Raw genomic sequence first — 20,403 nt, forward strand, 5'->3', positions numbered from 1 at the left:
ATTCACGGTTACTTTTTACGGCGTACGGGCATGAAACTTCGCTACATCCTGCTGCTGATTTCGTTGGCAACGCTGGCCGCCCCGGCGGCGGTGCACGCCCAACCAAAGCCCCCGCTGCCGCCCCCCGCCAACGCTCCCCGCCAGCCGGCCCGCACTGAGCTGCCGCTGGAGCGCCACGAGAGCGAAGTGCACGTGCAGCCCCTGGCCACCGATAGCACCGTGGTGCTACTGCTGGGCCGCGACCGGCCGCTGTCGAACAAAACCAAGTTTGCCTTTCAGCAGTACGACCGCGACCTGCACCTGCGGCAGGAGCTGCCGCTGGAAATTGACGAGGAGTTTGATTTTGCCCGCATGTGCGCCGAGGGCACCACGGTCTACGCCCTGTTCACGTCGCACAACAACCCCGGCCGGCTGCTGGTGGCCGCCTTCGATGGCCGCGTGAGCCAGACCCGCACCCAGACCTTCGACACCAAGCTCAGCCGCGAGGTGGTGGAGCTAAAGGCCCTCGACGGTCGCCTGTTGGCCACCGTGCTGCTCAACGACCAGCAGCACGTCACGGCTCTGCTGCTCGATGTGGCCACCGGCCAGATGCAGTACCTGCCCTCCGTATACGAGCCGCTGCCCACCCAGCTCACCTTCGTGGCCGATGCCGCCAGCCGCCGCGCCGAGTACGTGCTGAGCCAGACCAACGGCCGCAAAAGCCGCCTGCTCCTCAAGCGCCTCACCGAAAAGGGCCAGCTCGTGAGTTCCGAGTTTGTGCAGGCCGAGAGCGAGCGCAGCCTCATCACCGCCCAGCTTACGCCCCCGCAAGACACCACCGCCCGCCTGCTCATGGGCACCTATTCGCTTCGCGACCCCACCTACGCGCAGGGCCTGTTTGCCACCGACCTGAGCAAGGGGGCCAACACCGGCGCCAAGCCGCCGCTGCGGTTCTACGATTTCCTGCACCTCAAGCACTTTTTCGACTACCTCAAGCCCAGCCGCCAGGCCCGGCTGCGGCTGCGCACCGAGCGCCGCATTGCCCGCTCGGTGCCGCCCCTGCGCTGGCACTACCGGCTGCTGCTGCACGAGCTGCTGCCCCAGCCCGACGGCGGCTACGTGCTGGTGGCCGAAGTGTACTACCCCCACTACCGCTACAACAGCTACGGCAGCTACAACGGCCCGCTCTACAGCGGCATCGGCAACCAGTATGGCTCGCCCTACGGCAATGCCCGGATTTTTGATGGCTACGAAACTACCCATGCCCTGGTGTGCGGGTTCGACCGCGCCGGCAACCTCATCTGGGACAACACCTTCGTGGTGGAAAACCTGCGTCGCTCCGAGCTCGAAGAAGCCGTGCGCCTGCAAGCCCTGCCCGATGGCCGCCTCGTGCTGGCCTACCTCGATGAAAACAAGCTGCGCTACAAGCTGGTACGCGGGGCCGAGTCGTCGCCCAACGACCAGCAGGTGCCCATCCAAATCGGGGCCGGCCCCGCCGATAGCGGGGCCGAACACGCCACCGACACCTACCAGGCCGACCTGCTGCCCTGGTTCGGCAGCCGCTTCGTGGCCACCGGCTACCAGCACGTGCGCGTAGAGCATGGCAAAGACCGGGACGTATTTTTCCTGAATTCGGTGGTGTTCTAAGCTGGGATGGTCGGGTTTATTCGCTTGGCGAATAACCGTAGAGCGGGCTTGGCGCGTACAACGCACCAATCTTCTCGCCACTTTTGCCGCATGATTAGTAAACTCCGCTTCCCCGTCCTCATCCTGTTTTTGCTGCTAGCGGGTTGCCGCGCCGGTGGCCCCGGCACCCCGGCTCGCACCGTTTCTTCGTTTTTCTCGAAATACGAAGGCCGCGAAGGCTTCAAAACCACCGACTGGTCGGCCGACCTGCTCCAGCGCCTGGCCCTGGTGAAAGCCGCCAAGCTCCTCGGCGGCTCCGACCTCACCAACGGCATCACCGGCATCCGCTCGGCCAAGGTCATCAGCTTCGCCCCCACCACCACCTCGGCCAAAGAGCTGGCGGCCCAGGGCCTGCGCAGCGAAGCCGCCGGTATTCTCCAGAACAATAAGTACGACCCATTGACCACGGCCGGCTTCGGTGGCAGCAACTACGCTGTGTCCACGCGCGGCTCGGGCAATAGCATTTCGGAATTCGCCGCCCTCGGTACCTTGCCCGACGTGGCCGATTCCTTTGTGCTGGTATCGGTGCAGGGCAATTTCACCAGCTCCCAGGTAGCGGCCCTGAGCAAGTACCTGCCGCAGATTGTGCAGGCCACCAGCAAGTAATTTGTCACCCTGAAGTAAACGCAAAATGCCCGGCTGAACGAAGGTTCAGCCGGGCATTTTGCGTTTACCTTAGACTCTATCGGCCCTGGGCCATCAAGGCCTCAATCTCCTCCGCCTTAATCGGAATGTTGGCCATCAAGTCCTCATTGCCATTGGCCGTGAGCAGGATATCATTCTCCAAACGAATGCCCAAGCCTTCCTCGGGAATGTAGATGCCAGGCTCGCAGGTGTACACCATGCCCGCCTCGAAGGTGCGGTACTTGTAGCCCACGTCGTGCACGTCGAGGCCGAGGTAGTGGCTGGTGCCGTGCATGAAATACTTCTTGTAGAGCGGCGCAGCGGGGTCTTGGTTCTTCACATCGGCGGCGTTCAGCAGGTCGAGCTTGATGAGCTGCTGTTCCATGTACTCACCCACGGCCTGGTGGTACGCTTCGATTTCGCCACCGGGCACGAGGCGCGTTTTGGCGAAATCCATCACCGATAGCACGGCATCGTACACCTGGCGCTGGCGCGGGGTGAACTTGCCGTTCACGGGAATGGAGCGCGAGAGGTCAGCGGCGTAGTTAGCATATTCGGCCCCGAAGTCGAGTAGAATCACCTCGCCGTCCTGGCACTGGTTGTCGTTGGTGGTGTAGTGCAGCACGCAGGCATTCTTGCCGCTGGCCACGATGCTGCCATAAGCCGGCCCCCGGCTGCGGTTGCGCATGAATTCGTGCACGATTTCCGCCTCAATCTCAAACTCCCACACGCCCGGCTTCACAAAACCCAGCAAGCGCCGAAACGCCTTGCCCGTAATATCACACGCCTCGCGCATCACACGGATTTCCTCGGGGCTCTTGATGGCGCGCAGCTGGTGCAGCAGGCGTGCCGCCCGGCGGTAGGTGTGCAGCGGGTACTGCGCCTGCAGGCTCTTGATGAAGCGGGCATCCCGCGTCTCTACCTCCACCACAGCCCGGATGTGCTCGTTGGAAGGCAGGTAAACATTCTCAGCCTCGTTCATCAGCGCGGGTAGCACCGATTTGAAGCTATCCAGCCACATAATAGTTGGGATGCCGGAGTTGGCGCGGGCTTCGTCCTTGGTCAGCTTGTAGCCTTCCCAGATGAGAATGTGCTCCGAAGTTTCCTTCAAAAACAGAATTTCGCGGTGCTGGGGCAGGCGCGCATCGGGGAAGATGACGAGGATGCTTTCCTCCTGGTCCACGCCGGACAGGTAGAACAAATCGTTGCTCTGGCGGAAGGCCATGGTGCCGTCGGCGTTGGTCGGCATCACGTCGTTACTCTGGAAGATGGCCAGCGAAGCCGGCGGCAGCAGCTCGCGGAAGCGGCGGCGGTTTTCAATAAAAAGCTCGGGGGCAAGGGGAGCGTAGCGCATGGGCAAGAGTTGAGTTGGAATGGGGCCGCAAGTTAGGTAGCCGGCTGCCGGCATGGGCTAGCACTGTGGACCGACTGCGGCTTGAATGAAAAGCAAAAAAGCCCTTGCTTATTCATAAGCAAGGGCTTTTTTAACGGTTAACCGCTGGACCTTACATTTTGGTTGAGGTCTTTTTTACGGTCGTTTTGTTGGCTTTGTAGCGCATATCGGGCGTGCCGTCGGCCTTCAGGGGGCCGGTGCTCATCTTGGTGGTTTTGGTCGATTTGTTCTCCGAGTAGCGCATGTCGGGCGTGCCATCGGCCTTCATTTTAGTGCTGCTGGTCGAAGTCGACGACTTGGTCATGCCCGAGGGCGTGGTCATTGTGCTCGATTTGCTGGTGGTAGCCGCGCCCTTGGTCATGGTGCTCGACTTGGTCATGCCCGCCGGGTTGGTCATCGTCGACGACTTCACCGTCGTTTTCGTGGCCGGGGCCTGCATGGTTTTGGTCGTCATTGTTTTCGACGAGCTGGTGCTCATCTGGGTGCCGGCTGCCGGCGTAGCCGTTTGGGCCTGGGCCACCGAGCCGCCGAGGATGCTGAGGGAAACGAGGAATCCGAGAATGCGTTTCATGGGAGTGAGTGTAACTAAAGAGTGAGAGAATGCGCCTCCTACGCGGTTTCGGGCCGCGTGGTTGGATGGCAATGTAGCTATTTTTTCATATCCCGTGCCAACTTCATTTTCCCTCCGCCACGGCGGTTAAACCTTTCCGGCAGCCCAGCCTCCAACCCGCATCTTTCCCCTCACTATTATTTTTTATTCCCATGCAAAAGTCGTTGTTTTCGCTACTCGCCGCCGTTAGCCTGCTGGCTGTCTCCTATACTTCCGTGGCCCAGGTCGTGACGCCCGGCATCAACGCCCGCCAGCGCAATGAGCGCGCCCGCATCCGCCAAGGCGTGGCCACCGGCGAACTCACCCGCCCCGAAGCCGCCCGCCTCAAGGGCCGAGAAGCCGAAATCCGGCAGGACAAGCGCGCCGCCCGCGCCGACGGCATCGTGACCCGCGACGAGCGCCAGGACATCCGCAAGGATGAAAACCAGGCCAGCCGCGCCATCTACCGCCAGAAGCACGACGGCCAGGTGCGGCCCCGCGCCGTGCGCTAGCCCGCTGTCCTATCGCCTCTTATTATGTTGCCAAAATCCCTGCATCCCTTATCAGATGCAGGGATTTTTTATGAATTATTGTTGATTTTTTAAATTTAATATTACTTTAGTGCACACAAAAGCACTACCGGCAGGAATCCGCCGGTTCATTCTCCCACTTTCTGCTGCCTGGCATATGAAGCACTTTCTTTACTCTGTCCTAACTATCAGTTCTTTGTTGCTACTCGGCCCACCTTCGGCCAGTGCCGCCAATACCCGCCACAGCCTGAACGATACGCCCGCCGATGTGCAGCGCAAAGCCGCCACCCGCGAGCAGAAGGCCGCCACCCGCGAAAAAGCTGTTGCCGCCAGAAAAGCTTCCAAAATGCAGCGCCTAGCTGTCAAATCCCGCAAAGTCACCAATAAGCTCCAGCGGGCCATGCTCGTCATTCTCGGCCTCGAAGACAGCAAAGCCGTCACCTCACCGGCCCGCCTCCACCGCCAGCTCCACGCCCACCAAAAGCAGCTGAAATCCCGGGCCCGCATGGCCGCCCGCGCCCACCGGCACCGCGCCCACGAGTAGCCCTCACTAAACTTATTGTTTTAAAAAGCCCCTTGTCGGTATCGACAAGGGGCTTTTTGTTCTCCGGCAGTTGTAGATTTTGCACACCTTTCCCTATCCTCATTTCACAGAACCTGCGAATTCATGAAAAATTCATTAGGAATAATTTGTTATTTTATTTTAATATATATATTTTTATTATAACCCTAAGCGGTTAGCCAAGCGGTGCTCGGCCTCAAAAATAGGCAGCGCACCAACTGACACATTACCAACCTTTTTCACTTTTTTGTATACTGCAATGAATACACACTGCTGCACGTTGTTGGTAGCCGGAGGACTATTGCTCCTATGTTCCGGTTTTGTGCCCGCTGCCCCGCGCTCCGCCCCGTCTTTCGACGACACCCCGGCCGAAATTCAGCGTAAAGCAGCGCGGGAACGCGCCGTGGCGGCGAAAAAGGCAGTCCTAGTGTCCCGCAACAACGCCCGCACCACCCGCAAATCGACAGCGAAGCTCAACCGCGCCGTACTTATCCTGCTGGGCCTAGAGGCCAACCGGAAAGTCACCTCCCCTGCCAAGCTGGACTGGCATCTGCACCAACATCAGCAGCATATGAAGCGGCAGGCCCTGCACGCCTCGCAGGCCCGCAAGCGGCGCTGCACCCGCGCCCTTAACTAGCGCCCAGTCAGCACCGTTCTAACAATAAAAAAGCCCCTTGCCGCATTGGCAAGGGGCTTTTTTAGCGTCAGATGGCAGCAGAATTATGCCGTAACCTGAGCTTCCAATTTTTGGGCGAGCACATGCTTAGGCACGGCGCCTACTTGTTTATCAACGATTTGGCCATTCTTGAAGACCAGCAGCGTGGGGATGCTGCGGATACCGAACTTCATGGAAGTCTGGGGGTTGGCGTCCACGTCAACTTTGCCGACCACGACTTTGCCTTCGTATTCGCCGGCCAGTTCCTCCACTACGGGGCCTACCATGCGGCAGGGGCCGCACCATTCGGCCCAGAAATCAACCAATACGGGCTTATCGCCGCTGATGATTTCGTCAAAGTTGGCGTCGGTTATCTCAATTGCTTTGTGTCCCATTTCAATTTGGGTTGGGGTTAATTAGTATAGTCTGGCGTATACGGCCAACGGGGTCGCAAGGTAGCAGATTGGATGGTAAAACAGCGGGGCCGGGGGAAAGTTCAGGAATGGTTGGCTGGCCCGGTGAAGGACTGGATTTTCTATCTGAACGCGGTGTATGACGAGATTTTTCCTAAAATTTCACCAGCGCTAAACCGCTAAATCAGCGTGCAAACTTCCATATCCAGCTCCCTCATCTTCTCAATGAAAGCCTTGGGCTCAATCTGAAAGCGGCGCGAGAACATGTCTACCGCCAGGTGCTCGTGGGGCTCCACAAACTGAATTTCGAGGCGCTTGCCGCCCGGCGCGTGCTCGATGGCTTCTTCCAGCCGGTCGAGCATGGGGGCGGTCACGGTGCGCAGGTCGAGGCGCACGCGCACACCTTTGCTGCGCTTTTCGGCCACATCGGCCAGCGGTTCCATGGTCAGGATGCGCAGGTCCCACTGGTCCTGGGTGTGGCGGCGCAGCTCCTGCTTGAGCTTGACGTACATGGGCGGCACCTGCTCGTTGGGGTAGTTGCGCGGGTTGATGAGGGGCGCAAATTTGGTGTAGTCGTCGCGGAACAGCGCCGGGTTGATGCTCGTCTCGTAGTCTTCCAGGGTGAAGGTGCAGAAAGGCTGGCCGGTTTTCGTCGTCTTGAATAACACGTTGTTAATCAATCCCGCCACGGCAATTTCCTTATTTTTGATTTCGTCTACTTTCTCCAGACCGCAGGTACAATAGGCGTCCAGCTCCAGCTTGTAGGCATCGAGCGGGTGGCCGGACAGATAGAAACCTACGACCTCCTTTTCGCGGCGGAGCTGCTCGGTTTTGCTCCAAGGCTCCATCTCGTGCATCTTGGGTAACGGCGCGGCCACGGCCCCGAACGCACCCGCGCCGAAGAGGCTGTGCTGGGCCGATTCTTTAGCGGCGGCGTGCTGCTGGCCCACTTTCATGGCCTTTTCGATGAGGTTCTGGTCGCCGGCCGGCGCATCCAGGTAGAGGCGGCGGTGCTTGTCGAAACCATCGAATGCGCCGGCCTGGGCTAGGCTTTCGAAGGTTTTCTTATTCACGGTGCGCAGATTCACACGCTTGGCAAAGTCGAAAATATCGGAGTAGTTGCCGGCTTTTTCGCGCTCCTGCACCATGCTTTCTACCGCGAGTTCGCCCGCGCCCTTCACCGCGCCCATGCCGAAGCGGATGGCCCCTTCCTGGTTCACGTTGAATTTCAGGAGGCTTTCGTTCACATCCGGCCCGAGCACGGGCACGCCCTGCTTGCGGGCTTCCTCGATGAAGAAGGTCACCTTCTTGATGTCGCCCATGTTGTTGGTGAGCACAGCCGCCATGTACTCAGCCGGGTAGTTAGCCTTCAGATAACCAGTCTGGTAGGCAACCACGGAGTAAGCGGCGGAGTGCGAGCGGTTGAAGCCGTATTCCGCAAACTTCTCCATCACGTCGAACACGTCATTGGCCTTTTTAGCCGCGATACCGTGGATGTTCTTGGCGCCTTCGATGAACTTCTCGCGCTCCAAGGCCATCTTTTTCATGTCCTTCTTACCCATGGCACGGCGCAGCAAGTCGGCCCCGCCGAGCGAATAGCCGGCCAGAATCTGGGCCGTTTGCATAATCTGCTCCTGGTACACCATAATGCCCTGGCTGTATTCCAGAATGGGTTTCAGGAGCTCGTGCGGGTATTCCACTTCCTCGCGGCCGTGCTTGCGGTTGATGAAGTTCGGGATGAACTGCATCGGGCCCGGGCGGTAGAGGGCGTTCATGGCAATCAGGTCCTCGATGTTGGTCGGCTTCAAGTCCTTGAGGTACTGGCGCATGCCCTCGGATTCAAACTGGAACGTGCCGATGGTATCGCCGCGCTGGTAGAGGGCATAGGTCTTTTCGTCATCGAGCGGGATTTCGTCGATGTCGATTTTCACGCCGTGGTTGCGCTCAATCAGATTCATGGCATCCACGATAACCGTCAGGGTTTTCAAACCCAGAAAGTCCATCTTCAGCATGCCCGCCGATTCAATCACCTTGCCGTCGAACTGCGTGATGAGCAGGTCCGAGTCCTTGGAAGTCGAGACGGGAATGTACTTGGTGATGTCGTCCGGCGCGATAATTACGCCGGCGGCGTGGATGCCCGTGTTGCGCACCGAGCCTTCGAGCTGGGTAGCGAGGCGCAGAATCTGTCCTTTCAGGTTTTCGGGCGACTCATCGCGCCGAATCATGTCGAGTTCCTGGTTTTCGGCGAAGGCGCCAGCCAAGGTGGTGCCCGGCTTATCGGGCACCATCTTGGTGAGGTCGTTGGTATGAGGCAGGGGCAACTCCATGGCCCGAGCCACGTCCTTAATGCTGGACTTGGCGGCCATGGTGCCGAAAGTGATAATCTGGGCCACCTGCGTCTTGCCGTATTTATTCACCACGTAGTCAATGACTTTCTGACGGTTCACGTCGTCAAAGTCAATATCGATATCGGGCATCGACACGCGCTCGGGGTTCAGGAAGCGCTCGAACAGCAGCGAGTACTTGATGGGGTCGATGTTGGTGATGCCCACGCAGTAGGCCACCGCCGAGCCGGCGGCCGAGCCCCGGCCCGGCCCCACGGCCACGCCGATGTTGCGGCCGTGGTTGATGAAGTCCTGGGTGATGAGGAAGTAGCCCGCGAAACCCATCGTCTGGATGATGCGCAGCTCATAATCAAGCCGTTCCTCGACTTCGGGCGTGCGGTCGGAGTAGCGCGGCGGCTTGGTCATCGTCACGGTGCCGTTGCCGGCACTTGGGCCGAAAGCTCCTACGTAGGTCAGCTCGCGCAGGAATTCATCGGCGTTGGCGAAGGGCGCGGGGATGGGGAAGTTGGGCAACAGAATGTCGCGGGCCAGCTTCGGAGGGGTGATTTTGTCGACAATCTCATTGGTGTTGTCGATGCTTTCGGGAACGTCGATGAACAGCTCGTTCATCTGGGCCTGGGTTTTGAAGAAAAACTGGTCGTTGGCGAAGCCGAAGCGGGTGTGCGGCTTGGGCTTCTGCAGTTCCTCGTCGATGCGGCGGAGCTGGCGCTGGGCACGCTCGTCGCGCGAGTGGTCGCGGCGCAGGTTGTCGAGCAGGTCGTACTTCACCTCGCCCCCGCTGGTCATCAGGGTGTAGTAATTGGTGCGGATATCGCCGACCGGGATGCTGTGCTCCTCGCCGGTGTTCACGCAGAGCAGCAGGTCGTGGGCGGCATAGTCAGTCTGGTCGACGTAGTGCGAGTCGTTGGTGCAGATAACTTTGACGTTATACTTGCGCGCAAAGCCCAGCAGCACCTGGTTCACGTCTTCCTGGCTTTTGCCGGTGCCGTCGAAATTCATCAGACCGTGGCGCTGGATTTCGATGTAGTAGTCCTCGCCAAATAGGTCGAGCCACCACTTCAGCTTTTCCTCGGCCTGGGCCTCGGTGCCGAAGAGAATGGTTTGCGGAATCTCAGCCCCGATGCAGCACGACGTGGCAATCAGACCCTCGTGGTACTTCACCAGCAGCTCCTTATCGATGCGCGGAAACTTAGAGTACACGCCCTCGATGAAGCTCATCGAGCAGAGCTTGCTCAGGTTGTGGTAGCCAGCCTGGTCCTTGGCCAGCAGCAGTTGGTGGTGACGGGTGTCGCGCTCGCCCTTCTCGCGACTGAAGGCCTTTTTGTGACGGTCTTCAACAAGGTAAAACTCGCAGCCCACGATGGGCTTCACGTTGTACTTGTTCGCTTCGGCCACGAAGTTGAACGCGCCGAACATGTTGCCGTGGTCGGTGAGGGCCACGGCGGGCATGCCGTCCTTCTGCGCCTTCTTCATCAGGGCGCCAATGCTGGCCTGACCGTCGAGCAGCGAGTATTGCGTGTGCGAGTGGAGGTGCGAGAAAACGGGCATAAGACAGGGCGTTGGGAACGGGCTAATCGTAAAGATACCCCCGGCTGGCGGGCATTGCCAAACCCCATTCCCCTGCTGCCTGATTCCCTGACTGCTGCGTTTTTTACGACTTGTGAGCCGGCAGTCAACCCATTTTTCGGGCTATTTTATTTCGTCTCGGTCTGCACGCGCAGCACTTCGCCCAGCTTCACCGAGGCATCGGGCTTGTTGTTCCAGGCTTGCAGGTCGGCAATGGTTACTTGGTAGCGTTTGGCGATGCTGTACAGGGTCTCACCCTTCACAACGGTGTGCTGGGTAGTCGTTTGCACCTCCGGTGCGGATGGGGTTGCGGTTGCTGCCGAAGCTACCGGAGCAGCTTTTTTGGGCGCTTTGGGCACGTACAGCAGCGCCGGGTTTATTTGCCCGGTAGCGTGAGGGGCCGGGGCCGACACGGGCGCAGTTACGGGAGCAGGTTTTGGAACAGCTTTGGCGGCTGGAACGGGCTGTTGCTCCGTGGCCTTTAATGTCAATACCTGACCCGTAACCAAACCATAGGGAGGGGCCAGCTGATTGATGGCAATCAACGTGGCGGGAGGAATATTATAAAGCCGGCCCACGGAATAAACCGTCTCGCGGGCTTCCACGCGGTGGGTGGCATCGGCGGGAATGGCGCGCACGGCCGCTGTGGCGGGCTTCGATGTGGGCGCGGCGGCGACAGGCACCGGGGTAGGCTCCGGCTTGGGCACAACAGCAACCGGAGTAGGAACGACAGGCGCAGCAACTTTCGCCGGAGCCGGCTTCGGCACATATACCGGCGCAGCGGGCGCGTTTACAGGCTTGGCAACTACCGCCGGGCGGCTCACAGGCACCGCCACGGTCGAATCTGGCTGTCGCGGCTCATCGGCCAATGGCGCGGGTGCTGGGGCGGCAGCGGGCGGCGGCAGATAGGTTCTCTTGGCAAAAGATGGCTGCGTGGGAGCAGAAATTGGAGCCGAGCGTACCGGCGTTGGAGCCGCACGAACGGGAGCCGGGGTCGGCACAACGGGCGCAGATGCCATCGGAGCAGGCGCGGGCGCTACCGCCGGTGCTGTAGCGGCAGTCGTGGTGGCCGTTTCCAGCGCCTCGCCCCAGCCGTCAGTGCTTTCCGTGGTTACGCGCTTGGTTTTGCCGGTGTCGCTTTTGACTTTGATTTTAACCTTCACTTTGCCATCGCCAGCCGATTCGGTGCGGCGGGTAGCCACGGCTTCGTTGGCCTGGTCGACTAGATTATCCGTCTCGGTTTCGGCGGCCGTGGCGGCTACACTGGGGCGCTCCAGGGCCGCGCCCTCGGGCTGGGTGCGGTATTCGATGGCGGTTTCGCGGGGGCGGGTGTGCTGCAGCCAGAGCACGCGGCCGGGCCGCAGCTCCTCGACGCGAGCCATGCGGTTTTTGGTGTAAATGGCTTTCTGGCGGATGCCGTACTTCTGGGCCACGTCGAAAATCCGCTCACCGGGCTGGAGGACGTGGTATTCCACAGCGGCCACATCGCGCTTTTTTTCGAGGAAATACGGGCGGCCGGTTACCACTTGGTCAAAAGCCGACAATTCGTTGTGTTTCAAAAACTCGCCCAGGCGCTGGTGACCCCGTTTGGCTAGGTCGGCCATCGTCTCGCCCGGCAGGGCGATGAGCGCGCGCAGGTTGTTGAGGCGCACTTCGGCGGCATTGGCGGCCACGGTGGGTGCGCTCAGGAGCTGGCCGCGGCTTTGCAGGCGCTGGTTGGCCACGATGCCGGCGGCCTGAGTGATGTCGCCTACCGGCACGATGAGCGTGTAGGGTTTATCGGCGGGCACGGTGGCGGCCAGCAGCCAGTGGTTGTGGGTAGTTAGCGCGGCCGAGTCTACGTGCAGCGTGAGGGCCTGGTCGTAGAGACTCTGGCCGGCCACGGCGGGGAATTCCTGGAGCAGCAGTTTCGGCTTGGGGTTGAGGCCGCAGGCGGGCTCGAAAGCCACTTTCTGGGCCAGAAACATCAGCACGTATGGCGACGTGGCCTCAGTAATGGCCATTTCGGTGGCGTCGAAATCGGTGGGCAGCGTGTAGGGTTTCACGCCGGCCGGGCCGGTGTAGTAGCTCAGCAGGGCGTTGAGCCAGTTGTGCAGGCTGGTGTTGCTGCGGGTGAGGTAGCGGGCGGCGGCGCGGGTGCTGGTGGTGAGGTGCTGGCGCTCATCCACGGCGCTATTGACGGTGAGGCCCAGGCCGGTGGCGGTTTCCTGCTTGAGCTGCCAGTAGCCTACGGCCTCGTGGTTGCTGCGGGCATTGCCCAACAGGGCGCTTTCCTGGAGGGCGAGGTAGCGGAAATCGAGCGGCACGCCTTCTTCCTTCAGCACTCTATCAATGATGGGAAACGAGGCATCGGCCAAATCAACCCGCGCCTGAAACGAGGGCTGGTGGCGGCACAGGCCGTCGGCTTTTTGCTGCACGAGGCGCTGGGCTTCCTCACTAAGGACGAGGTGAATGCCGGCTACGTCCATGGCGGCGGGCACGTCGGGGTGCGGGCGCGGGGCCAGCGGCTGGGCTGCCAATGTGCCCGTAAACGTCAGTAGAACCCCCAGCAGCAGAATCAAATTTCGCATAAACAACCCCAGACCGGCAGCAGCCACCGCAGCAGCTTTCGACCCAGAAGCTACAAAGAACCTGATTTTCGGGGGAAATCCAGCCCTAGCCCTGCGGACGGTGCGCTCGGGCGGCTTGGTTTAGCCCGTTGCACGGCAAACTCTGTATCAGCACCGCAGTTGTAGCAGCGAAAAAACAATTTCAGCCCATGTACACCCTCAGTAGCCAGCAGCCCGTCCCGATATACCCGTTCGAGCGGGACGAAGTAACTGGGAGCAAACTATTCACCCTGCTACGCTCCGAGGGCGAGCTGACCTATGAGGAAAACCTGCTCATTCCGCACCGCAAGGCCTATTATTTGCTGGTTTTTGTGAAGCACAACCGTGGCCGGCATTGGGTGGATATGAAATCCTACGACCGGAAAGACAATACGCTGTACTTCTCCACCCCAAACCAGGTGCTGGTGAAAGAGGCTCCCACGCCCTTCTGGGGCACCCGCCTCACGTTCACGAAGGAGTTTCTGGCCTTGCAGCAAAACGCGGCGCTGCGCGAACTGCCGCTCATTCTGAACCCTTACAACGGCCACGAACTGCTGCTGACCGAAGCCGACGGGACCTTCGTGGAGGAGATGCTGGCGAAGCTGGAGGACGAATACAGCCGCCCCGGCGAATGGCAGCACCGCATGCTGAGCGCCTACCTGACGGTGCTGCTCACCCATCTGAGCCGCTTGTACACGGAGCAGTTCACAGGCGAAGAATTATCGGCTGACCAGCAGCTGCTTAGGACTTTCCAGGCCCGAATCGAGGAATGCTACCGCGAGTTGCACGAGGTAAGCGCGTATGCCGCCCAGCTACATATTTCGGCCGGCCACCTGAGCGAGGTGGTGAAAGCCAAAAGCGGAAAGCCGGCCATCAAGCACGTGCACGAACGGCTGGTGCTGGAAGCCCGGCGGCGGCTTTTTTACACCCAGCATTCGCTCAAGGAAATCGCGTTTGACCTCGGGTTTTCGGATGCGTCTTACTTCAACCGCTTCTTCAAACGTGAAACCGGCGCCACCCCGGCCGAATACCGCGCCACCATCCGCAAAATGTACCAGTAATACCGCGAAATGGGTGCCAGCCCCGCTCATCGGGCCCGATAATTTTGCGCTGTTAATCAACTGGAAATCATTGACCATGAAAACCGCACTCATTACCGGGGCCAACAAAAGCATTGGCTTCGAAACCGCCCGCCAGCTGCTACAGCAGGGCTACCACGTGTACCTCGGCAGCCGCGACCTTGAAAAAGGCCAGCAGGCTGCCGACCAACTAAAGGCCGAAGGCTTCGCCCAAGTTGAGCCTCTGCAAATCGACGTAACCGACGGTAATTCCATCAAAGCTGCCCGCGAAACCCTGGGCCAGAAAACGCCCGTCCTCGACGTGCTCATCAACAATGCAGGCATTCTCGGCGGCATGTCGCAGCCAGCCGTCAGCGCCGAAATCAGCCTGATTAAGGAGGTTTTTGAAACGAATGTGTTCGGGGTAATTACCGTAACGCAGGCCTTTCTTGACCTGCTGCGGCAGTCGCCCGCGCCCCGCATCGTGAATGTGACCTCGGGCCTGGGCTCGCTCACGCTGCACAACGACCCCTCGTGGAAATACTACGCCGTGAAAGGGGCTGCCTATCAGCCCTCCAAAGCGGCTCTGAATGCCTACACCATCATGCTGGCCTACGAGCTGCGCGATACGCCCTTCAAAGTGAATGCCGTGGACCCGGGCTACACCGCCACCGATTTCAACCACCACAGCGGCCCCGGCAGCATGGCCGATGCCGCCGCCCGCGTCGTGAAAGCCGCCGTTCTGGGCCCAGATGGTCCCACCAGCCAGTTTTTCAGCGATGACAATGCGCCGGAAACGGGCATTAGCCCGTGGTAGACAGCGGCAGTTGAGCGCTTTGGGGTGAGTAATTTGGGCAGACGATAAAGAACGTCATGCTGAGCGCAGCCGAAGCATCTCTACCGAGGAAGTAATTATTTACTCTCGCGGTAGAGATGCTTCGGCTGCGCTCAGCATGACGTTCTTATTTCGGGTTTTCTCCTTCTTGTCTACTGCGGGCCGCCCCCACCGCCGGGCGGCGGGCCACCGCCCCCATCGGGCCGGCCACCGCCATCCGGGCGGCCGAAGCCCCGGCCTTCGCCGCGCCCGCCGCCTTCACCTTGCGTGGGTGCTATCACGTTGCCGCTACGAATATTGTAGGTAAACATCAGCATGACGTAGCGCTGGAGGATGGTGGTTTGCACGTCCTCGTAGTAAGCGTCGGTTACGTTGCGCTGAATGGAGCGGTTTTGGCCCAGCAAATCGAAGGCGTACACCCGGATTTCGCCGCGCTGGCCGGGGAAGAGCTTCTTGCCAATGCTAGCATTCCAGAGTAGGTATTGCTGGTTGTAGCCGGCCGAGAGGCCCGAGTAGGCCTGGTGCAGCAGGTCGGTGGCAATGTTGATGCCGGGGCCTACAATCCAGTTCAGACGGAAGCGCGACACCTGCGAGAAGTAATTGGTGTTGAGCCGCGTTTGGAGCGTATTGATGACGTAATTCTGGTTCGAGGTGGTGGAGGCTGTGAAATCCAGATTGGCGCTGATGTTGGAGCTCAGTGTGAGGCCGGCCCCGAAGGTGGGCACACGGGCGTAATTCAGGCCACCGTTTACCAGGCCCGGGGTTTGGGTGAAGCCGGCGTTGGCGCTCAGGTTCACGTTGGTTTTGATGGCCTTGATGGGCTGGCCGTAGCTCACCAGCGAGCGCACCGTGTACTGCTGGCTGAGGTTGGTGGGCTGGATGAGCTGGCCGCCGGCGGGCAGGCGCACGGCGGGCGCGCCCTCAGGCGTCACGATGGTGTCGCGGGCGGCCACGATGGTGCGGTTCGAAATCGGATTCTGGGTGTAAGCCCCAGACAGCAGCGCGAAGAAGTTGCTCGACACTTCGGGGTTCGAGGCCGAGTAGCGGATGTTGAGCGAATGCTGGAATTCCTGGCGCAGCGTGGGGTTGCCGATGGTGAGCTGCAAGGGATTGGAGTTGTTCACCACGGCCTGCAACTGGCTCACGCTGGGCGCGTTGGTATTGGTGCGATAGAACAGCCGCAGGTTCTTCTGCTTCGTGAAGCGGTAGTTGAGCATGGCGTTGGGCAGCACGTTCACGAAGTAGTAGCGCCCGACGCTGGGGCGCGGAAACTGCGCGTCGCTGTATAGCTCCGAATACTGCCCGGCCAGCCCGAAACTAGCTTGGTACTTGGGCGTGATGTGCCGATACGTAAGCCCGCCCGACTGCGTCAGATAATAGTTCTGGAACACGTTGCTCAGGCCATCGTTCTGCTGGCGGGTGTCGCCGGTGAGCACGTCGTAGGTGTATTTGCTCGAGTTGTTGGGCGCGTAGTTGATGGCGTAGTTGCCCTGCAGCACGTCCTGCTTGGTCAGCGCCTCGGTGAGCGAGAGGTTGGCGTTGATGCTGCCGCCGTGCTGGGTGAGGTCGCTGGCCTGGTTGAGGTTATTGAGGCGCGAGCCGGTGTCGGTGGTTTGCAGCGTGGTGTTGCTGTTACGTTGCGTGTAGGTGCCGCCAATGCTGAGACTGGCCGTGCGGCCGGCTTTGGCAAAGCGGTGACGCAGCAGCAGGTCGCCGCCGGTGTTCAGGCCCTTGTTGTTGGAGCCATAGAGGCTGTTGATTTTGCTCTGCGTCGTGTCGGCGCGGCGCGTGAGGCCGTCCACAGTGCTGTTGGCGTCGTTCAGCTGGTAGCTGAAGCGCGGGCGAAACAGGATGGAGTTGGCCGAGTCAATCTTATGTTCCAGGCGCAGGTTGAAGCGCTGGTTAGTGTTGAGGCTGCTGGTGTTGGCGTTCTGGGTGTAGCTGGTGCCGGCCGGCAGCACATACTGACGGTTGGTGTTGCTGTTGAGCGTGTTATCAGCCCTATTGAAGAAGTAGCTGGCCGCTAGGTCGGTTTTCTTGTTCCAGGAATTTGAGTAGTTCAGGCCCACGGCGTTGGTTTTGGTGATGCCGCCGCTCTGGTTCACCAGGAAATCGCCGGCATTGCCGCCGTTGCCGCCGCCACCTCCTCCACCGCCGCGCTGGCCGCCGCGCCCGCCGCCGCCCTGGTTGGAGTTGCCCACAACGCCCAGCAGGTCTTCGGTGCCGAAGTTCTGCTCGTTCACATTGTTGCTCTGGGCCAACACCGACATCCGCTCGTTGCCCTTGAATTTGTTCACGTTGCCGCTGGCCTTGTAGCGCTCCGGCCCCGCGCCAGCCACCACCCGCCCGAAGGTGCCGTTGCGGAATTCCACCTTGGTCACAATGTTTATGGTTTTGGTCGTGTTGCCGTCATCGAAGCCCGAAAAGCGGCTCTGCTCGCTGCGCTGGTCGAATACCTCAATCTTGTCCACCATTTCGGCGGGCAGGTTTTTGAGCACCGCGTCGGGGTCGTTGCCGAAGAAGGGCTTGCCGTCGACCAGCACCTGCTGCACGTTTTCGCCCTGGGCCTGCACCTTGCCATCGGTGCCACGGCTCACGCCAGGCAGCTTGTCGATGAGGTCGCCGGTGGTGGCGTCGGGGTTGGTTTTGAAGGCTTTGGCGTTGAACTGCGTAGTGTCGCCCTTCTGCACCGATTGCGCGGCGGCACCCGTTACTACCACGCCTTTCAGCTGAACGCCGCCGGCCTGCAAGGCCAGCGTGCCCAGCTGCACGGCCGCACCGGCTACGGTCACACTCTGGCGGATTTTCTGGTAGCCCACGAAGGAGGCATCAATTACATACCGTCCGGCGGCCACGTTATCGAACTGAAACCGGCCCTCGGCATCAGCCGCCGCGCCGCTTTTGGTCGAATCAGGCAGGTGAATCAGCAGCACGTTGGCTCCGATGAGGGCCGACTGGTCCTTGCCATCCGTCACGCGCCCGCTCACCGTGGTGGGGGCCTGCGCCCGGGCCACCTGGAGCCCAATCAGCAGGAAAAACAAAACCGTAAAATGCCGCATAGACCTGATTGTATTACTATAAATTTGTCTGACGGTATTCCGAGGTCGAAGGTTGGCCGGGGCCGGCCGCCGCTACTTCTTGCGCAGCAGCAGCAGGCCGTCGCGCAAGGGCAGAAAAACCGTCTCCACCCGCGCGTCCCGGGCCATCTTGTCGTTGAAGGCCCGCACCAGCGGCGTGTCCTTGTCGCCGGATTTCAATTCGTGCGCGGGCAGCACCTTGCCGCCCCACAGCACATTATCGACGATGAGCAGCCCGCCGGGCCGCACCTGGTCAATCACTGCTTCAAAATACGCGTCATTATTCCGCTTGTCAGCATCAATAAAGACCAAATCCCACACTTCATCGACCAGGCCCGGCAAAACGTCGAGCGCCGCGCCGATGTGCAGTCGCACCTGCTCCGTGCGGCCGGCCGCCGCCACGTAGCGCCGGATGCGCGCCTCCTTCTCCGGGTCGATTTCGATGGTGTGCAACAAGCCGTTATCCGCCAGTCCTTCGGCCAGGCACAGCGTGGCGTATCCGCAAAACGTGCCGATTTCGAGAATGCGGCGCGGGCGTGCCAAGTGGCTCAGCATGCTCAGCAAGCGGCCTTGTAGCGGGCCGCTGCTCATACGCGGCATCAGGAGCTGCAAGTGGGTTTCGCGGGTGAGCTGGGCGAGGAGCGGCGGCTCGGGCGCGGTGTGCTGCTCGGCGTAGGCTTGGATGGGGTCCGTCATATCGATATGTAATATTTCCCGCAGAGGACGCGGAATCCTCTGCGGGCTGAAAATCAAGCAAAATTCCGCAGCCGAAATACGAAAACCCGAAAGCACGACTTGCCCGGCCCGTAGCTGGAGCCGACTACCCGGTACAATCCCTCATATCGGTACACATCCGGCCCACCGTCTTCGGCCGGCACTTTGCGGAGCACGCGCACGGGCTGGCCGGTTTCCTCGCTTTTCAGCAGGGCCAGATTGGTACCGGTGGGCACTTGGTCGGTGGTTTGACGGCCGGTTTTGGGGTCGCGGCCACCGTTGCCGGAGTAGCGGATTTCAGGCTCGCCGAATTCGTCGTCCTCGTACTGACCAGCCAGCACGATGCTCTCGGCCCCCAGCGCCTGCGTGCCGCACACGACCGCCCGGCGCGGCCGATGCACGCCGCTAAAGGCTAGCTCAATGCGGTTACGAAAGGTGTCGCCCGGCCGGTAACTGCCTACGTGGCCAAAAACCGGCTGGCCCATTACTTCCCTTCTGGCACGTATTGCAGCACGCTCAGGTGCTCCTCGGTCAGCACTTCGTTGGCCATGTCGCGCAGCTCGATGGCCGAAATCTTCTCGATTTTGCTGAAAATCTCGCTCAGCGGCTCCACGCGGCCCAGGTCCAGGGTGCTTTTGCCGAGGAGTTGCATCATGCCACCGTTGCTTTCCTCGCTCATGGCGAGCTGGCCCATGAGCTGGTGCTTAGCCGTATGCAGCTGGTTGGTGGTCAGCTCTTTTTCGCGCAGCAGCTTCAGCTCCTTTTGCACCAGGCCCAGCGTTCGCTTCACCTGTTTGCCCTCGGTGCCGAAGTAGATGCCGAACAAGCCGGTGTCGGTGTAGGGCGAATACGTGCTGTCGATGGTGTACACGAGGCCGTATTTCTCGCGCACGGCCAAGTTGAGGCGCGAATTCATGCCGGGGCCGCCGAGGATGTTGTTCAGCATGAAAAACGGGATGCGGCGCGCATCGTTCAGCGAATACGCCGGGCCGCCCACCAAGCAATGTGCCTGCGAGATGGGCCGGGTTTCGGTCTGCGTTTTGCGCTCGTAGCTGCCCACCGGGCGGCGGGTGCGCGGGCCCAGCCGAGCCGGCAACGGGGCCAGAAATTTATCGGCCAGCTTCTTAACCGCCTCAAACGGCAGGTTGCTCACCGAGCTGAATACCAGCCGGTCGGTGCGCATCTGCTCCTGCAAGAAGGCGTGGAAATCGGCCGTCTGGAAGCGGCTCACACTCTCGCGGGTGCCCAGAATGTTCACGCCCAGCGGGTGGTCGCCGAACACGACGGTATCAAAATCATCAATAATGGCATCTTCCGGGGCATCCTGGTACATGCTCATTTCTTCCAAAATCACGCCCCGCTCCTTCTCCACCTCGCGGCCGGGAAAGACGGAATTGAACGTCAAATCGGTCAGCAGCTCAAATGCCCGCTCGAAGTGCGTGCTGAGCAGCGAGGCGTAGAAGCAGATTTTTTCCTTGGTGGTGTAGGCGTTCAGCTCACCGCCCACGGTTTCGAGACGGTTGAGGATGTGGAACGACTTGCGTTTCTCGGTGCCTTTGAAAGCCATGTGCTCCCAAAAGTGGGCTAGGCCCTGCTGGTGCGGGGCCTCATCGCGCGAGCCAATGTCGAGCAAAAACCCGCAATGCGCTATTTTAGTGTGCAGTACCTGCTTGTGTAAGAGGCGGATACCGTTAGGATATTCGTGAATGTGATAATCGAGCATAAGTAAAGCAAAGGTACCTAGCGTGGACTTTGTAGTCTGCGTCCCAGAACGATGTTATTATAAATG

General features: G+C 60.3%; 16 protein-coding genes. 7 read left to right on the plus strand and 9 right to left on the minus strand.

From position 1 onward, the window contains the following. Nucleotides 1-30: 30 nt before the first annotated feature. Both ACYU70_RS12470 and ACYU70_RS12475 read left to right on the plus strand, forming a co-directional pair. Nucleotides 31-1,626 carry a hypothetical protein gene (locus ACYU70_RS12470; RefSeq protein ID WP_342300203.1) on the plus strand — a complete coding sequence of 532 codons (1,596 nt, stop codon included), beginning with the start codon at nt 31-33 and terminating at the stop codon, nt 1,624-1,626. Nucleotides 1,627-1,716: 90 nt separating this feature from the next. Beyond that, nucleotides 1,717-2,271, plus strand: coding sequence for a DUF4252 domain-containing protein (locus tag ACYU70_RS12475; protein WP_342300202.1), 555 nt, complete (start codon nt 1,717-1,719; stop codon nt 2,269-2,271). A 76-nt stretch (nt 2,272-2,347) separates the two neighbouring features. On the opposite strand, the gene ACYU70_RS12480 is transcribed toward ACYU70_RS12475, so the two are convergent. Beyond that, entirely contained in the window at nt 2,348-3,643 is a 1,296-nt protein-coding gene (locus ACYU70_RS12480) for an aminopeptidase P N-terminal domain-containing protein (RefSeq protein WP_342300201.1), read from the minus strand. 151 nt (nt 3,644-3,794) lie between these two features. Further along, nucleotides 3,795-4,253, minus strand: coding sequence for a hypothetical protein (locus ACYU70_RS12485; protein ID WP_342300199.1), 459 nt, complete (start codon nt 4,251-4,253; stop codon nt 3,795-3,797). A gap of 191 nt (nt 4,254-4,444) precedes the next feature. Between ACYU70_RS12485 and ACYU70_RS12490 the strand changes: the two genes are divergently transcribed. The 3 genes from ACYU70_RS12490 to ACYU70_RS12500 all read left to right on the plus strand — a co-directional run bounded on the left by ACYU70_RS12490 (nt 4,445) and on the right by ACYU70_RS12500 (nt 6,000). Then, complete coding sequence (locus ACYU70_RS12490) at nt 4,445-4,783, plus strand: hypothetical protein (RefSeq protein WP_342300197.1); 339 nt, start codon at nt 4,445-4,447, stop codon at nt 4,781-4,783. A gap of 214 nt (nt 4,784-4,997) precedes the next feature. Beyond that, nucleotides 4,998-5,345, plus strand: coding sequence for a hypothetical protein (locus ACYU70_RS12495; protein ID WP_342300195.1), 348 nt, complete (start codon nt 4,998-5,000; stop codon nt 5,343-5,345). A gap of 340 nt (nt 5,346-5,685) precedes the next feature. Further along, nucleotides 5,686-6,000 carry a hypothetical protein gene (locus ACYU70_RS12500; RefSeq protein ID WP_342300194.1) on the plus strand — a complete coding sequence of 105 codons (315 nt, stop codon included), beginning with the start codon at nt 5,686-5,688 and terminating at the stop codon, nt 5,998-6,000. Between the two features lie 83 nt (nt 6,001-6,083). Here ACYU70_RS12500 and trxA read toward each other — a convergent pair whose 3' ends face one another. The 3 genes from trxA to ACYU70_RS12515 all read right to left on the minus strand — a co-directional run bounded on the left by trxA (nt 6,084) and on the right by ACYU70_RS12515 (nt 12,912). After that, nucleotides 6,084-6,413, minus strand: a complete 330-nt coding sequence (gene trxA, locus ACYU70_RS12505; RefSeq protein WP_227785613.1) for a thioredoxin — start codon at nt 6,411-6,413, stop codon at nt 6,084-6,086. Nucleotides 6,414-6,610: 197 nt separating this feature from the next. Further along, nucleotides 6,611-10,324: a DNA polymerase III subunit alpha gene (dnaE, locus tag ACYU70_RS12510; RefSeq protein WP_342300193.1), complete on the minus strand. Its 3,714-nt coding sequence runs from the start codon at nt 10,322-10,324 to the stop codon at nt 6,611-6,613. 146 nt (nt 10,325-10,470) lie between these two features. After that, a complete protein-coding gene (locus ACYU70_RS12515) occupies nt 10,471-12,912 on the minus strand; it encodes a LysM peptidoglycan-binding domain-containing protein (RefSeq protein WP_342300192.1) in 2,442 nt (813 codons plus the stop codon). A gap of 188 nt (nt 12,913-13,100) precedes the next feature. On the opposite strand from ACYU70_RS12515, the gene ACYU70_RS12520 reads away from it, so the two are divergent. Beyond that, complete coding sequence (locus ACYU70_RS12520; RefSeq protein ID WP_342300190.1) at nt 13,101-13,991, plus strand: helix-turn-helix domain-containing protein; 891 nt, start codon at nt 13,101-13,103, stop codon at nt 13,989-13,991. Nucleotides 13,992-14,067: 76 nt separating this feature from the next. Further along, nucleotides 14,068-14,805, plus strand: coding sequence for an SDR family oxidoreductase (locus ACYU70_RS12525; RefSeq protein ID WP_342300188.1), 738 nt, complete (start codon nt 14,068-14,070; stop codon nt 14,803-14,805). 170 nt (nt 14,806-14,975) lie between these two features. Here ACYU70_RS12525 and ACYU70_RS12530 read toward each other — a convergent pair whose 3' ends face one another. The 4 genes from ACYU70_RS12530 to ACYU70_RS12545 all read right to left on the minus strand — a co-directional run bounded on the left by ACYU70_RS12530 (nt 14,976) and on the right by ACYU70_RS12545 (nt 20,337). Continuing rightward, on the minus strand, nt 14,976-17,882 hold the full coding sequence (locus ACYU70_RS12530) for an outer membrane beta-barrel protein (RefSeq protein WP_342300390.1): 2,907 nt from the start codon (nt 17,880-17,882) through the stop codon (nt 14,976-14,978). A 72-nt stretch (nt 17,883-17,954) separates the two neighbouring features. Continuing rightward, on the minus strand, nt 17,955-18,596 hold the full coding sequence (locus ACYU70_RS12535) for an O-methyltransferase (protein WP_342300388.1): 642 nt from the start codon (nt 18,594-18,596) through the stop codon (nt 17,955-17,957). 53 nt (nt 18,597-18,649) lie between these two features. Next, nucleotides 18,650-19,099 carry a YDG/SRA domain-containing protein gene (locus ACYU70_RS12540; RefSeq protein WP_342300387.1) on the minus strand — a complete coding sequence of 150 codons (450 nt, stop codon included), beginning with the start codon at nt 19,097-19,099 and terminating at the stop codon, nt 18,650-18,652. After that, nucleotides 19,099-20,337, minus strand: a complete 1,239-nt coding sequence (locus tag ACYU70_RS12545) for a M16 family metallopeptidase (protein ID WP_342300386.1) — start codon at nt 20,335-20,337, stop codon at nt 19,099-19,101. The genes ACYU70_RS12540 and ACYU70_RS12545 overlap by 1 nt, the downstream gene beginning before the upstream one ends. Nucleotides 20,338-20,403 lie beyond the last annotated feature (66 nt).

The organism is Hymenobacter segetis, assembly GCF_054776495.1.